Source organism: Deltaproteobacteria bacterium (assembly GCA_003696105.1).
Taxonomy (GTDB): domain Bacteria; phylum Myxococcota_A; class Polyangia; order Haliangiales; family J016; genus J016.
The window spans coordinates 1-14,502 of sequence record RFGE01000255.1; the positions used below are offsets into that span (position 1 = coordinate 1).

Genomic DNA, 14,502 nt, shown 5'->3' on the forward strand with positions numbered 1-14,502 from the left:
CCCGCTACCCGCGCGCGAGTTCGCCGCCGCCTCCGCCGGGCGCTCGCGCCGCCGCCCCCCGCGCGCCGACCACCGCCGTGCGCGGCGCATCGGGGTGCGCGCCGGTGCCGCCGCCGGCGAGCGCCGCCGCGGCGCCGCGCCCGCCGGGCGTCCCGGTCCCCGCGACGGCCGCCGCGATCCACGTCCGCTTCCGCCGCGGCGACGACTGGGCGCCCGCGCGGCTACGCTCGCTCGGCCTCAAGGGCGCGTACCTCGCCTGCGGCGCGCCGCCGCGGCTGCACGACGACGTGCACGTTGCGATCGGACTCGGACCGCTCGGCACGGTGATGCGCGGCTCCGTCGTCCACGTGACGTCTCCCGACGAGGCGGCGCGCACCGGCGCGGCCGGCTTCGGCGTGCTATTTCCCGCGGTGGACAGCCCGTCGCGCCGCCAGCTCAAGGAGCTGCTGCGCGTCGCGCGGCAAAAGGGCATCGCGCTCGAGCCGCCGCCGCCGCGACGCGCGGTCCGCTTTCCGGTGCGCTGGCCGGTCCAGATCCTGTTGCCCAATCAGGACGGACTCGACGCGGCGGCCCTCGACGTCTCGGCGGGAGGAATGTTCCTGACGACCCGGGTCCGTCTGCCGGCCGGGGCGCTCGAGTTCCTGCTGCCGCCCGAGCGCTGCGGCGCACCGATCCGCGGCCGCGCGCGCGCCGTTCGCGAGGTGCCGTGGAAGCTCGCGTGCGCGCGCGGGCTGCACAGCGGCTTCGGCATGGAGATCGTCGACTTCGCGCGCGACAGCGCCGAGCGCTACGACGCGTTCGTGCAGCGCGTGCGCGCGCGCGTCGAGCGGCGCATTCTGGTCGGCGGCGCGCCCGAGCGCGTCGAGGAGTTGGTCGCCGGCCTCGGCGCCGCCGGCTACACCGCGAGCGGCACGACCGACGCGCGCGCGCTCGTGCGCGCCGCCGAATGCGACGCGCGCCCTCCCGACGCGGTCGTGGTCGACGCGAGTCTCGCGACCGCGCCCGATGTCGCGCGGCGCATGGACCACCTCTTCGCGCTGCGCGAGGTCCCGGTCGTCCGACTCGCCGGAGAGCCGGCGCCCCGCGCGCGCGACGCTCTCGACGACCTACTCGCCATCCCGGTGGCGGCCCGCTGACGCTCGCGGTGTGACGTGCGCCGCAGCGCACGAGCGGTGCGCCGCGGCAGACTCGGTGAATGTCCCACATGGCCGCCCGTCCAACACGCGCCCGCCGCCACATCGGCTTGCGGGTGCGAACCTCGCGGAGATAGGGTGACACCATGAAACGACAGCTCGCAGTCGGGTGCGCGGCAGCGGCCGCATTGTGGTTGGGATGGACGGCGTCCGCACGGGCGCAGGGCTACCCGCCCCCGCCACCTCCCGGGGCGCCGGGCGCCGCGCCGGCCGGACCGGGCTACGGGGCCGCTCCGTCGCTGCGCAATCCATTCGGCTACTGGCGCCGGTCCGGTCTGTTCGGCGGCATCGGTCTCGGCGCGGGCTCGATGCAGTTCGACGCGATCGACACCAACGAGACCGACTCGCACAGCGCCGTGTCGCTTCACGGCGACATCGGCTGGATGTTCACGCCGCGCCTCGGCGTCGTACTCGACGTGTGGGGCCTCGCGTTTGGCGACGACCACTACGACAACGTGACCTACATCCAGACCATCGCCACCGTCGGCGCCCAGTTCTATTTCACGCCGATCCTGTGGGGCCGGCTCGGGCTCGGCTCCGCCCAGTTCTCGGTCCAGGTCGACGGCGACACCGCCGGCGAGACGGACACGGTCGCGGGCTGGATGGGCGCTGTCGGGATCGAGGCGCTCAGCAGCCCGCGGTTCTCGGTCGACGTCGAGGGCCGCGTCGGCAGCGGGTTCTACGAGGATGGCACGCTCACCAACATCGCCATCGCCGTGTCGGTGCGCTGGCACGCGCTATGGGGCCCGATCGTCGTCGTCCAGTGACCGCGGCGCGCCGCGCGCGGCACATCGGGTAGACTAGGCGCATGCTGCGCGCGTGGTCGATCGTTGCCATTTGCGCGCTGCCGGCGATCGCCGCCGCGCAGGCTCCGGGCCAGGTGCCCCCGGCGCCGTCGCGCGCGGCGCCGGCCACCGGCGTCCGGACCGGCTGGCTGTTGGGAGTCGGTCTCGGTGGCGGGTCGATCACCACTCGGTCGCCCGACGGCAGCGCCCTCGACACCTACGACGGCCTCGCACTTCAGCTGCGCGCAGGACGCATGGTCACGCCGCGGTTTGCGATCGTGGTCGACGCATGGACCCTGGTGCACGGCGACGGCCGCGCCGCCGAGCAGCCGAGCGAGTACGACGGCGATCCTGACCTCGCGCACGACGTCGTCGCCCTCGCCGGCCAGTGGTGGGTCACGCCGCGACTGTGGCTGCTCGGAGGCGTAGGCCGGGCGAGCTATCGCGTGCGCGCACCGGGCGTCGCCTACGACAGCGACCCGGCGGCCGCCGTCGAGTTCGCGATCGGCTACGAGGTGGCGCGCGCGTCCCGCGTCGCCGTCGACCTCCAGTTCCGATACGCCGGCGCGCACTACCCGGCCGACGACGTGGATCTCGAAAACGCAGCGCTCGCCGTCGGGCTGTCATGGTACTGACGGAGCGGCGACGATGACGCCCGCCGCCCGACCTCGCCCGCGGCGCGCCCGGGCGGGGCGGCGGGCGCGCGGTCAAGTCGGCGCCGCACTCGCCGCCCTGATCGCGCTCGCCGCGCCTCCTCCCGCAGCCGCCCAGCGAAACGGCACCGTCGTCTCCGACCCCGCGGAGCAGGATGACGACTTCTACGTCCCCGAGTTGCGCTCGCCGCTGCGGTCGGACGTCGGCTTCGACATCGGGCTCGGCCTCATCGGCGCCACGTGTGCCGGCTGCGAGCGAGCGCTCGGCGGGCTCGCGCTCGACCTGTACGGCGGCGCGCTCGTCACGCGCCGCATCGCGGTGCTGGCGGCGGCCGACACCGTGCTGCACCTGCTGCCGGTCGACGCCCCGGAGGACCGGGGGCTCGTGTCGCACACGACGTTCACCGCGAACGCGCGCGTGTGGGCGATGCCGCAGGTGTGGCTGCAGGCGGGTGCCGGCGCCGGCCTGCTGCGGGTCGACGGAAGTGCGGACGACGGCAGCGACTGGGGGCCGGTCGCATCGCTGGCCGTCGGACGGGAGGTCGACCACCGCCCGGCCCGCGGAGTGAACGTCACCGTGCGCGCATGGCTCGGCCGATACGACGACGAGGACGACGCGGGCGCGGCGACGCGTATCACGCTCTACAGCGTGGCCGCGTCGGTCGGCTGGCACTGGCTGTAGCGCCCGCGCGCCGCCGCCGCGCTACCATCGCGCCATGCGCCCGCACGCCATCGCCGCCGTCGCCGTCGCCGCGCCTGCCGTCGCCCTCGCCGGCGGCAACTCGCCCGGGTTCGCGACCCTCGACCGCACCGGCGACGCGACCGCCGCCGGCGCCGCGCTCACGTGGCTGAACGTGGACGCCCTCGACGAGGGGGGACAGCGCATCGAGCTGTACGGCCAGTGGCTCGCGGACGGCGGGTTGGGCGCGTACGCGTCACTGTCGGCCGCCCGCGCGACGGCGGCCGGCGACGCCAACACGGCGCTCGGCAATCTCGAGATCGCGGCCGTGTGGGCCGCTCCGCGCGCGCCGCTGCGGTCGATCGTGCGCGCCGGTGTGGCGCTCGCCACCGCCGGCGACACCGTCGACGACGCGTTCGCCAACCTGCAAGCCGCGCAGGCGCGCATCACCGATGCACCCGCGACGATCACCGGCGACGTCACCTGGCTCCGCGTCGCGGCGTCTCCGCGCGCGGTGCGAGGTCGCGGAACCGTTCGCGTCGACCTCGGCGTCGACGTACCGGTCGCCGGCGACGGGCGGGCCGACGCGAACACGTGGCTGCGGGTCAACGCCGCCGCCGGTATCGATACCGGCAGCGTCGCGGCCGGCATCGAGTGGACCAACCGCATCGCGGTCGACCGCGTCGACCGCGGCGACGACCGGCTGCTGCACGAACTCGCGCTGTCGGTCCGCTACCTGCGCGCGGGGCGGCTGCAGCCGTTCGTCGCGCTCGCGCTGCCGCTCGACGGCCCGGGCGCAGACCTGCTGAACTGGGCCGCGATCGCCGGAGCGGAGTGGACGTTCGCGCGCGCCCGGGCGCGCTGACCCCGTCCGCAGACGCGACGACGCCGCGGCCCGCGACGCAGCGGGCGCGAACGCCCAGGGCGCCGCGCTCCCGGTGGCACGCCGTCATCCGATGCCGAGCCATTCGACGCCCGCGGCCGGGCGCACCGACGGATCGACGGCTCGCACGCCCCGTGCATCCCGGCGACGCCCCATCCGCTCCACCTCGAACCGAGCGGGCGCACGGCGGTCGGCGACGATGGCGAGTCCAGCCGGCAATCGATCGATGCGGCCGGCGGCCACCTCGCGGTCGACCGCGGCGCGGTTGGCCTTTTGCGCGCGGGACAGCGCACGCCCGCGGTACGCGAGCGTCACGCGCGCGCCAGCACCCGCGAGCGCCACCGCCGCCTCGAGCGCGCTGTCGCCGCCGCCGACCACGAGCGCGTCGCGCGACGCAAACTCCGCCGGGTCGTCGAGCCGCGAGTGGACCTGCGGCAAGTTCTCTCCGGGAATCCCGAGCGTGCGCGGCTTCCCGCGCGTTCCCGTGGCGATTACGACGCGCTGGGCGCGGTACGCCGCGACGTTGGTGCGGACGTCGAAGCCCCCATCGTCGCGCCGCGTGATCGCCTCGACCGCCTCGCCGCACGAGACCCGCACGCCCGCGCCGTCGAGGACGCGAGTCCACGCCGCCACCAATTCTTCCTTCGTCGCGTCGAACACGGGCAACAGCGACACGTTGTCACAGTCGGCCGGCTCGGCCATGGACGGCTTGCCCTTCGGGTAGCGCATCACGGTGGACGCGACGACCTGCTCCTTCTCGATCAGCACGTAGCTATAGCCGCTGTGAATGCACGACAGCGCCGCCGATAGACCCGCCGGCCCGGAGCCGACGATCGCGACGTCGACCGAGCCGGCGCCGCCGGCGCCCGCGCGCAACCCGTTTGCCCGCATGTGCTCGACGACGAAGCGACCGAGATTGGCGGCGTTCTTGACCAGCGGCTTGCCGGCGACTTCGCCGATCAGATATTGCCCGGGCACGGGCGTCTCGAAGTTCGCGTCGATCGCGGGGAGGCGGATTGGTGGAGGCGTCTCGTCGAGCTTGTGCATCACGAGCGCCTGGGTGGGGCAGACTCGCGCGCATGCCTCGCACTGCACGCAGTCCTCGAACCTGACCACGCGGCTTTTGTGATCGATCAGTTCGAGCACCTTGGTGGGGCAGGCGCTCACGCACGTCTCGCAGCCGGTGCAGCGATCGTCGTTGATCGCGTGGACCAGATAATCGACGGGCGTGGCGCCAGCCGGCTCGGCGGCGAAACGCCGCCGGCGCGCGTGGACGGCCGCGACGAGTGCACTCACGAGCACGAACACCGCCGGAACCCAAAGATGGACGCCGATCATGTGCGCTCCTCGTTGCGACTACGGCAGGGGAATGGCGACGCGAAATCCGTCGCCGTGACAACCGCCCTTGTTGCAGTCGCCGCCGGTCGCGTCGACGGGCGACAGCATCTCCCGAACCTCGGGGCAGGCCCCAGCTCGTGCGTGCATGGGAAACGCGAGCGGCCGATCCGTCCAGAAGTTCCCGTTCGCAGCGACCGGCAAGGCGACGTCAGTCCCATCGGCCGCGACGAGGTGAACGGTCGCGCCGGCCGCGGGCGTGGTACCCGCGGCGTCCGTGAACGCCGTGCCGGCCGCGGTGAACGCCGGCGCCCCCGCGCCGTCGTGGCAACTCAGGCACGCCATGCCCGGGTTGTGCTTGCCGTCCGACGACGGCGCCTGCACCTCGTCGCACGTCGCGACCGCCGCGTCGGGGCCGTCGCCGAGTTCCGCGCCCGCCGGGAACTTCTCCTCGAGCGTCCCCGTGCAGCCGCCAAACGCGACCAGCGCCGCCAACCAGGCCGCCGGCCTCGGTCGAAAACGATGGGTTGTCTGACGCACGCCGTGACGCCGCGTGCAACAGCCGTACCCGCATCGCCGGTGTACGCCGCCGACTTGACGTAAAAAATTTTGTTCTCACTGTACGCAGCGGGAACACTTGTACGAAGCGTGCATACTCGGTGTGCGCACACTGCCGTCCTGGGGGGCGGGGTTCGTGGGTTATCGTGCTTTCGCGTTGGCTCACCGCGTGCATATAGCCCGCGGCATGTCCAGCCTCGTCCGCATGCTCGCCCTTGCGTGCACGATCGGACTCGTCGGCGCCGCAGCCCCCGATGCCGCGCACGCCCGGCGGCGCGATTCGCAGACGCCCCGCGCCGAGCCGAAGCGAAAGCACACCTCGCGCCAGCGAAAGCGCGCCGCGCGCAAGCACAGGCGCGCCGCGCGCAAGCCCGGGCGCGCCGGTCGCAAGCGAACGCGCGCCCGGCACGCCGGCGGCGCGCGCCGGCGTGCCCGCGCCGGTCGCCGGCAACCGGCGCCGAAAAGAGAGACGGTGCGCGCCCGCGGCGCGGCGACTCTGCACGCCGAGGCCGCAGAGTCCTCGGCCGTCGTCGTCGTGGCCGAGCCCGGCGCCACCATGGACGTGCTCGAGCGGCGCGGGCGGTGGCTGCGCGTGCGCGTGATGGGCGCCGACGGGTGGGTCACGCGCACGTCGATCGCATCGCCGAACGAGCCGCGCGCGCAGCCGGCGCGCCGGCGATGGGCCCAGAGGCGAACGGACCAGTGGCGCCCCGAGGATGCCCGCTCGCCCGAGCGCGCGACGGCCGATGAAGGCGGCCGGGGGTGGGCCGGCACCGCCCGCGACCGATTTGCACCGGCCGCCCCTGCCCCGGCCAGCGGGCGCTCGACGCCGATGTCCGCCGACCGTACGCCCGATCCCCCCGACCTCGCGCACGACCGCGCCGCGCTGCCGCGATGGACGCTCGCGACGTCCGCGTCCGTCGGCTTCCTCGCGATGTCAATGGACCTTACGACCAACATCGAAGCGGGCCTCGGCAACTACGTCGTCGCGGCCAACGCCGCGGCGGCCAGCGGCGAGGTGTCGGCGCGCTACGCGCTCACGCCCCGATGGCTCGTGGGGGCCGACGCGCGCTACGCGTTCGGCGTGTCCCGGCCGGGCATTCACTACGAGCCGTCTGCGGGCGGCCCGGCGGGCGACGTCGCGTTCGCGACCCACGAGGTGCGGGGCGCGGCGGAAGTCGGTGCGAGTTTCGGCGATGCCGCCCGCCCGATCGACGTCCTGGCGCGCGGTGGCTATCTGTACCGCGCGCTGCTCGTCGATGACATCGACAACGTCGCGCACATGCCGAGCGAGAGCCTGCGCGGCGCGATCGTCGGCGCCGGCGTGCGCGCATATCGCGTCGCCGGCGACGTGAACGCGCGCGTCGACGTCGATGCGTTGGCCGGTGGCACGCGCGCGCAGACGCAGAACCTCGAGGACGGCACGGAGCCGAGCGTGTCGGCCGTATGGGTCACCGCGCGCATGGACACGGCGTTGGCGGCCGGCATGCGGCTCACGCTCGGCTACCGCTTCGAACGCGCGACCACTCGCTGGTCCGGCCCGTCGCGCCGCGTGCCGGACGCCATGGACGCGGTGCGGACCGATACGGCCCACCTCGTCACCGCCGGGGTTTCGTTGACGCTCTGACTGCCAAGCGGGGTCCCATGCACCAGATTTGCCACGTCTCGTCCTCCCCTATCGCCGCGCTCCGCACGGCCGCGCTGGCGATCGCGTTGCTGTCGGCCGGGTGCGATCTCGGCGTATTCGCCGGATCCTACGCGGGCGCCGACGGCGGCATCGGCGCCGGTGCGGACGCCGGCGGCGGCGGGCCGCTGCCAGACGCCGGCTATCCGCTCGGATGCAACGGCAACTGCCACGGCGACGAGGCGTCGCCCGCCCCGCCGAAAGATCTCGCCGGCGGCACCTCGACCGACAGCCCCGGTGTGGGCGCCCACCGCAACCACGTCGACCCGACGCCCACGTGGCATCGCCCCGTCGCCTGTGCCGACTGCCACCGCGTGCCCTCCGCCGTGGGCGACCCGGGACACATGGACGACGGCGACAACACCGCCGAGTTGACCTTCTCGGCGATCGCGTCCAACGGCGGCGCGACCGCGCCCTCGTTCGACGGCACGACCTGTTCGGGAGTGTACTGCCACGGCGCGACGCTCACCGGAGGTGCACTGACGGAGCCGACCTGGACTCGGGTCGACGGCTCCCAGGATGCGTGCGGCAACTGCCACGGCGCGCCGCCGCCGGCCCCCCATCCGGACGACGACGATTGCGGCCAGTGCCACCCGACCGTGCAGCCGGGCACCCGCGAGTTCCTCGATCCCGCCAGCCACATCAACGGCGTGGTCGACGTGAACACCGATGCACTCGCGTGCGACGGCTGCCACGGCGGCGGCGGCGTGTCGGCGCCGCCCAAAGCGCTCGACGGCAGCACCGGCCGCACCGACCGCGGCGTCGGTGCCCACCGAGAACACCTCGGCACGTCGTCGTGGCACCGCACGCTCCAGTGCGTCAACTGCCACGTCGTGCCGACCGCGACGTCCGACCCTGGCCACATCGACGGCGACAACCGCGCCGAGATCACCTTCGACGCCTTCAACCCGGTCGCGGTCTACGCGTTCGCCGCCGCGCGCTGCGACAACCTGTATTGCCACGGCAACGGGCGGGACAGCACCGGCACCATGGTGTGGACCGACGACGTCACCCTCGGTTGCACGTCGTGCCACGCGATGACCGCGGGCGGCGGCACCGGTTTGCAGGGCAAACACAAAAAGCACTTCGACGAAGGCGCCGGCAACTGCGTCGAGTGCCACCAACCCGTGATCGACGCCGGCAAGACGATCGTCGCACCGAACCTGCACATCAACGGGTTGCGCGACATCGGCTTCGCCCGCGGCGGCACGTGGAATCCAGCCGACCGGCGCTGCTCGAACCTCGCGTGCCACGGCTCCGAAAGGTGGTAGGCTGCACCGGCACCGGCGCCGACGAGGAGCTGTTCCTGGCGAGCGTCGGCGAAGGGCAAGTCGATGGTCGGATTCCTCAAGGCAGTCGCGGGCTGGGGCGCGGTGGCGGTGCTCGTCGTGTTCATGATCGCGAACACCCAATTGGCGTCCGTCCACTTGCTCGTGGCGGACGTCGATGCGCCGCTGAGCATCATCGTGCTTCTGGCGGCGCTCGCCGGGGCCTTCGGAGCCCACGGGTTCCGCGTCGCCCTGTCGTGGACGCGCAAGAAGAACCGGTAGCCGCACGCGACACGGCTGTGCGGCCCCACGCCGGCAGCGCGGCATCGCTCGTCGCAACACGCCGCAGGACGTAACCTGCCGGCGCGATCGGATGCCGGCGGGCGTGCGTGATAGCCTGCTAGGCCGACTCGGCCTTCGCTTCCTTGGCGTACATGACCATCGGCGCGGCGTGTTTTTCGATCACTTCCTCGCTGATGACCACTTCGCGGATGTTCGGATCGCTCGGCGTCTCGTACATGATGTCGAGCATCGCGGACTCGAGGATCGCGCGCAGGCCGCGCGCGCCGCTTTTGTGCGACTGCGCCATCTGCGCGACCTTGTAGAGCGCGCCGCGCGTGAACTTGAGCTTCACGCCGTCCATCTCGAACAGCTTCTGGTACTGCTTGACCAGCGCGTTCTTCGGCTTGGTGAGGATTTCGACGAGCGCATCCTCGGACAACTCGTGCAGCGGCGCGATGACGGGCAGCCGCCCGACGAACTCCGGGATCATCCCGTACTTGAGCAGGTCCTCGGGCTGCACCTCTTTCATCAGGTCCCAGCGGCTGCGCTCGCGCGACGGGCTCATCGCCGCGCCGAAGCCGATGATCTTCTGGCCGATGCGGTTTTCGATGATCTCCTCGAGGCCCGTGAACGCGCCGCCGCAGATGAACAGGATGTTGGTCGTGTCGACCTGAAGGAAGTCCTGTTGCGGATGCTTGCGGCCGCCCTTGGGCGGCACCGACGCGACCGTCCCCTCGATGATCTTCAACAGCGCCTGCTGCACGCCCTCGCCCGACACGTCGCGCGTAATAGACGGGTTGTCGCTCTTGCGCGCGATCTTGTCGATCTCGTCGATGTAGACGATGCCTCGTTGCGCCCGCTCGATGTCGTGGTCGGCGTTCTGCAGCAGGTTGACGATGATGTTCTCGACGTCCTCGCCGACGTACCCCGCCTCCGTCAGATTGGTGGCGTCTGCGATCGCAAACGGGACGTTGAGGATGCGTGCGAGGGTCTGGGCGAGCAGCGTCTTGCCGGAGCCGGTCGGCCCGAGCAGCAAGATGTTCGACTTTTGCAGCTCGACGTCGTCGTCATCGGACGGCTTGGCGTCGATGCGCTTGTAGTGGTTGTGAACGGCCACCGCCAGCACCTTCTTGGCGCGCTCCTGGCCGATGACGTACTCGTCGAGGATCGCCTTGATCTCGGCCGGCTTGGGAATCGAGTCGAGGCCGTAGGCCTGTTCTTCCTTCTCGATCTCCTCGGCGATGATGTCGTTGCACAGGCCGATGCACTCGTCGCAGATGTACACCGTGGGCCCGGCGATGAGCTTTTTGACCTCTTTTTGCGACTTGCCGCAGAACGAACAGGTCAGGTTCCCGGTGGCGTCGCGCTTGTCCGACGGCATGGCGATGTGTACCTCTACTCCGCCTTCTTCTTCTGGGTGACGATTTCGTCGATGATGCCGTATTCCTTGGCATCCCCCGGACTCATGAAGTAGTCCCGCTCCGTGTCGTTGCGGATGCGGTCGAGCGGCTGGCCGGTGTGCTTCGACCACAGCTCGTTCAGCGTGTCCCGCGTGCGCAGGATCTCCTTGGCGTGGATGTCGATGTCCGTCGCCTGGCCCTGGTAGCCGCCGAGTGGCTGGTGGATCATGATGCGCGCATGGGGAAGCGAGTAGCGCTTGCCCTTGGTGCCGGCGGACAACAGGAACGCGCCCATCGACGACGCCTGACCCATGCAGATGGTCGCCACGTCGCAGCGGACGTACTGCATGGTGTCGTAGATGGCCAGCCCGGCGGTGACGTGGCCGCCCGGCGAGTTGATGTAGAGCATGATGTCCTTGTCGGGTTCCTCGGACTCGAGGAACAGCAGCTGCGCGATGACGACGTTCGCGACCGTGTCGTCGATCGGCGTGCCCAGGAACACGATGCGGTCCTTCAGCAGCCGCGAAAAGATGTCCCACGGCCGCTCGCCGCGGTGCGTCTGCTCGATGACGGTCGGGATGACGATCGCCGACGTCGGGAGGGTGGTTTGGGATGCCATTGGGCCTTTGGGTCGGTTCATGGTGTGCTCGGTCGTCGACATGTTACCCCGGATCTCCGGAGTCCGCCGCGTCGCCGCCGGCATGGTCCGAATCGTCCGCGCCGGCAGATTCTGGAGCCCCGCCCGCCGGCGGCGCGCCGGCTTCGGCCGCCGCCGCCTCGGCCGCCGCCTCCTCGGCCGTCACGACCTCGACGTGGGCGCGGTCGACCAGCAGGTCGAGCGTCTTGCGGCGCCTCAATTCGAACCGGATCCGGTCGATCCGTCCGTCGCGCTCCAGTTCCGCGCGCAGCCGATTCGGCAGCTTGCCCTCGTACTTGGCCAGCCGCGCGACGTGGTCGTCGATCTCCTCCTCGGTGACCTCGATGCCCTCGAGCCGCGCGATTTCGTCTAGCAACAGCTCCCCGCGGAAGTCGTCGGCCGCGGCATTGGACAGCCGCCCCCGCATCGCCTCGTAGTCGACCTCGTCCGAATCCCCCAGCATCTTGCGAAACCGCGCGACCTGGCCTTCGACCGCCCGGCGAACCGGCCCGGATGCGACCGGGATCGGGTTTTTCTCGACGAGCTTCGCGAGCGCCTGTTCCCGCAGCGACTCCCGCATCGCCTCCTCGGCGCGCTCCTCGAGCCGGGCGCGCACCACCTCGCGCAACTCCTCGAGCGTGTCGGCCTCGCCGGTCTCCTTGGCGAGGTCGTCGTCAATCGCCGGCACGACCTTCCGGCGCGCCTCGACGATCGACACCTTGAGCCGGACCGGCGTCGGCTTGGCGTCGGCGTCGCCCTCGCGCGGCGGGATCTCCGCCGCAAACTCCAGGTCGGTCGCATCGAGCGGCACACCGGTGAGCCTGTCGCCCAGGCCCGGCACCCCGCCGACCTCCGGGCCGTCCAGTTCGACCGGCATGCGCTTGCGCTCGAGCGTCTCGTCGCCGACCGTCCCCTCCACCTCGACCAGGAGCACGTCGCCCTTGGCCGTCACGTCGCGGTCCTCGATCGGCTCGAGGTCGGTGTGGTCGCGCTGGATCTGTTCGAGCGCCTGCTGCACCGCGGCGTCGTCGATCTCGATCTCCGTGCGGCGCAGTTCGAGCCCCTCGTAGTCTTTTTTGTCGAGCTGGATCGGCGCGCGCACCTCCACGTGCGCGTGAAACGAAAACGGCTTGCCGGACTCGATCGGGGCGTCGTGCACGGCCGGCTCCGACACGATCTCGATGGAGTGCTCGGTGACCGCCTGGATCAGCGAGTCGCGCACGAGCTGGCCGGCGACCTCGGCGCGAACCTGCTTGCCGAACATCTGCTGGACGACACTGCGGGGCACCTTGCCCTTGCGGAACCCCTTGAGCGACACGGTCTTGGCCAGTTCGTCGTACGCGCTGGCCAGGCGCGCCTTCACCGTCTCCCACGGGATCTCGACGCTCAGCTTCTTTTCGACGGGAGACACATCTTCGATCTGGACCTGCATCGGCACCTTCTCCATGGCGAGGCAGGGGTCGTACCACATGCGCGCAACCGCGTCAGCCCCGGAACCGGTTCCCCGCGACGCGAAGTCCGGAGCGGCAGGCCGCGAGCCGACGGCGCGCCCCGTGCGCCGCCGCACGCGTGGCGGCGCGGCTGTCGGGGCGCGTCCCTCGGTTCCGTCGGGTGGACCGCGCCCCGGCGGTGGCTCCTCGGAGGCTGCTGCGCACAGCCGGTGGCTGCGGTCGCGATCTGCGGGCGATCTGCGGCGTACCTCCTCGCGCCCTTCGGTACCGTATTATGTTGATACGCGCCCTCGTGCGCTGCGGGCGACCGCCGAACCTCGCCTCGCATCTCGCACCCTCGCTGGCGCGCCGATACGCGACAGCCTCCTAGCGCCGCAGGACGTAGGTCGGCTCGCCGCCGGCGGCATCGGCGGGGACGACGAGGTCCAGGCCGTGCGCGCTGAGCTTGGCGATCAGGGCCGACATCCACGCGGCGCCGTCCGCGCACGCCGCGATGTCGGCGACCTCCGCCGCCGACAGCCGGCCGGCGCGGCCGAGCGCGTCGAGCACGTCGCGCTCCGCGGCCGACAGGCGAAACCCGAGCGGCATCGTGCGACCGACCAGTTGCGCCAGCGCGCCGGACCGATCCGCGGAGCCGGGCGAGCACCCGGCGGCCGGCGGCGGCCCGCCCGCGGGCGCATGCGGGCCGCGACATGCGACGGTGCGCGCCGCCGGATCGGCGGCCGCCATCCACGCCTCGGCGACGGCCGGACTCGAGATCGTCGCGCCCCCGTGCGGCGGCGCCTCGGCGACGGCCGCACTCGGGATCGTCGCGCCCCCGTGCGGCGGCGGCGCGACCGGAACGACCGATGCGCGGCGGGGCGACGGTTTCGCCGCCGGCGGGCGCGGCAACTCAACGGGCTCGAACGGCGTGGTGCGCAACGGCCCCTGCGACTCGCGATCGCGCGGCGCACCGGGCGACCACAGGTTGGTGGGCTTGCGCTCGAACGCGGACTCCTCGTCGGCCAGCCGCGGCGGGTTGCGGCGGGCGCCGGCCAGACGCCGCGCGGCGCGCTCGAGTTCGGCGCGCAGCTGCTGTGCCCGGCCGGGCTCGTCGCGGTCGACGTGGATGCCCCACGGCCCGTGCGGCTCGACTCCCGCCGGCCCGATCGCGAGCGCCGCGCCGCGCAACACGATCGCCGGCCGCGTCTGATCGCGACACGCGCGGAAGGCGCGCATCAGCACGCGCTGTTCGGCCCACGTCTCGGCGACGACCATCACGGCGCGTCCGTACACCGGCGGCGCCGTCGGATTCCGCCGCCACGCGTCGACGATGCGGATGCGCGCCATCGGCGGCGATCATAACAGACGGCGCAGCGGCGGATGACCCGAGCGACGACCGAGATGTCGGGCGGCGCGTGCGACGCCGCTCACAACACGAACTGCGCGAAAAATTGTGCCTGCGCCGCGAGTTCGTACTCGTGCGCGAGCCCGTCACCGGCATGCGCCGGCTCCGCGGCGAGCGCCGCGTCTTGCTGATGCATATGCAAGTAGTGGCGCATTACGTTGGTGCGCACGTTCGCGCCAACGGAAATGCGATCAGTGATGTCCACGGTCGAACCGACGCCGACGAACGCCATCGGAGCCGCCGCTCGATCCTCGTGTCCCGCGATGCGGGCCCGCGTCAGCTCGACGCCCGCCCCGAGTTGGACGTA

15 protein-coding genes and 1 pseudogene are annotated in these 14,502 nt (G+C 72.2%); 8 read left to right on the forward strand and 8 right to left on the reverse strand.

The window, feature by feature from the left end; all coding sequences use genetic code 11:
- From D6689_16245 to D6689_16265, 5 genes are all read left to right on the forward strand, one after another.
- A partial coding sequence (locus D6689_16245; protein ID RMH39517.1) for a PilZ domain-containing protein occupies positions 1–1,136 on the forward strand: 1,136 nt, incomplete at its 5' end.
- Positions 1,137–1,279: 143 nt separating this feature from the next.
- Complete coding sequence (locus D6689_16250) at positions 1,280–1,960, forward strand: hypothetical protein (protein ID RMH39518.1); 681 nt, start codon at positions 1,280–1,282, stop codon at positions 1,958–1,960.
- A gap of 41 nt (positions 1,961–2,001) precedes the next feature.
- A complete protein-coding gene (locus D6689_16255; protein RMH39519.1) occupies positions 2,002–2,613 on the forward strand; it encodes a hypothetical protein in 612 nt (203 codons plus the stop codon).
- A 13-nt stretch (positions 2,614–2,626) separates the two neighbouring features.
- On the forward strand, positions 2,627–3,313 hold the full coding sequence (locus D6689_16260; GenBank protein RMH39520.1) for a hypothetical protein: 687 nt from the start codon (positions 2,627–2,629) through the stop codon (positions 3,311–3,313).
- A gap of 34 nt (positions 3,314–3,347) precedes the next feature.
- Positions 3,348–4,175, forward strand: coding sequence for a hypothetical protein (locus D6689_16265; GenBank protein RMH39521.1), 828 nt, complete (start codon positions 3,348–3,350; stop codon positions 4,173–4,175).
- An 84-nt stretch (positions 4,176–4,259) separates the two neighbouring features.
- On the opposite strand, the gene D6689_16270 is transcribed toward D6689_16265, so the two are convergent.
- Both D6689_16270 and D6689_16275 read right to left on the reverse strand, forming a co-directional pair.
- Complete coding sequence (locus D6689_16270; protein RMH39522.1) at positions 4,260–5,531, reverse strand: FAD-binding protein; 1,272 nt, start codon at positions 5,529–5,531, stop codon at positions 4,260–4,262.
- Positions 5,532–5,549: 18 nt separating this feature from the next.
- Positions 5,550–6,023 (reverse strand): hypothetical protein, encoded by a 474-nt coding sequence (locus D6689_16275; GenBank protein ID RMH39523.1) that lies wholly within the window; start codon positions 6,021–6,023, stop codon positions 5,550–5,552.
- A 250-nt stretch (positions 6,024–6,273) separates the two neighbouring features.
- Here D6689_16275 and D6689_16280 point away from each other — a divergent pair, with 250 nt between their 5' ends.
- Positions 6,274–7,713, forward strand: coding sequence for a hypothetical protein (locus tag D6689_16280; protein ID RMH39524.1), 1,440 nt, complete (start codon positions 6,274–6,276; stop codon positions 7,711–7,713).
- Positions 7,533–8,309: pseudogene (locus D6689_16285) on the forward strand (CxxxxCH/CxxCH domain-containing protein). The gene D6689_16280 and the pseudogene D6689_16285 overlap by 181 nt, the downstream one beginning before the upstream one ends.
- A 380-nt stretch (positions 8,310–8,689) precedes the next feature.
- Here the strand turns inward: D6689_16285 and D6689_16290 are convergent.
- On the reverse strand, positions 8,690–9,100 hold the full coding sequence (locus D6689_16290; GenBank protein RMH39525.1) for a hypothetical protein: 411 nt from the start codon (positions 9,098–9,100) through the stop codon (positions 8,690–8,692).
- A 4-nt stretch (positions 9,101–9,104) separates the two neighbouring features.
- Between D6689_16290 and D6689_16295 the strand changes: the two genes are divergently transcribed.
- The gene (locus D6689_16295; protein RMH39526.1) at positions 9,105–9,320 is read left to right on the forward strand and encodes a DUF1049 domain-containing protein; all 216 of its coding nucleotides are present in this window, start codon (positions 9,105–9,107) and stop codon (positions 9,318–9,320) included.
- A 118-nt stretch (positions 9,321–9,438) separates the two neighbouring features.
- On the opposite strand, the gene clpX is transcribed toward D6689_16295, so the two are convergent.
- From clpX to D6689_16320, 5 genes are all read right to left on the reverse strand, one after another.
- Positions 9,439–10,701 (reverse strand): ATP-dependent Clp protease ATP-binding subunit ClpX, encoded by a 1,263-nt coding sequence (gene clpX / locus D6689_16300; GenBank protein ID RMH39527.1) that lies wholly within the window; start codon positions 10,699–10,701, stop codon positions 9,439–9,441.
- A 14-nt stretch (positions 10,702–10,715) separates the two neighbouring features.
- Positions 10,716–11,339 carry an ATP-dependent Clp endopeptidase proteolytic subunit ClpP gene (clpP, locus tag D6689_16305; protein ID RMH39531.1) on the reverse strand — a complete coding sequence of 208 codons (624 nt, stop codon included), beginning with the start codon at positions 11,337–11,339 and terminating at the stop codon, positions 10,716–10,718.
- Between the two features lie 43 nt (positions 11,340–11,382).
- Complete coding sequence (gene tig / locus D6689_16310) at positions 11,383–12,828, reverse strand: trigger factor (protein RMH39528.1); 1,446 nt, start codon at positions 12,826–12,828, stop codon at positions 11,383–11,385.
- Positions 12,829–13,174: 346 nt separating this feature from the next.
- Positions 13,175–14,137: a hypothetical protein gene (locus tag D6689_16315; protein RMH39529.1), complete on the reverse strand. Its 963-nt coding sequence runs from the start codon at positions 14,135–14,137 to the stop codon at positions 13,175–13,177.
- An 80-nt stretch (positions 14,138–14,217) separates the two neighbouring features.
- A partial coding sequence (locus D6689_16320) for a hypothetical protein (protein ID RMH39530.1) occupies positions 14,218–14,502 on the reverse strand: 285 nt, incomplete at its 5' end.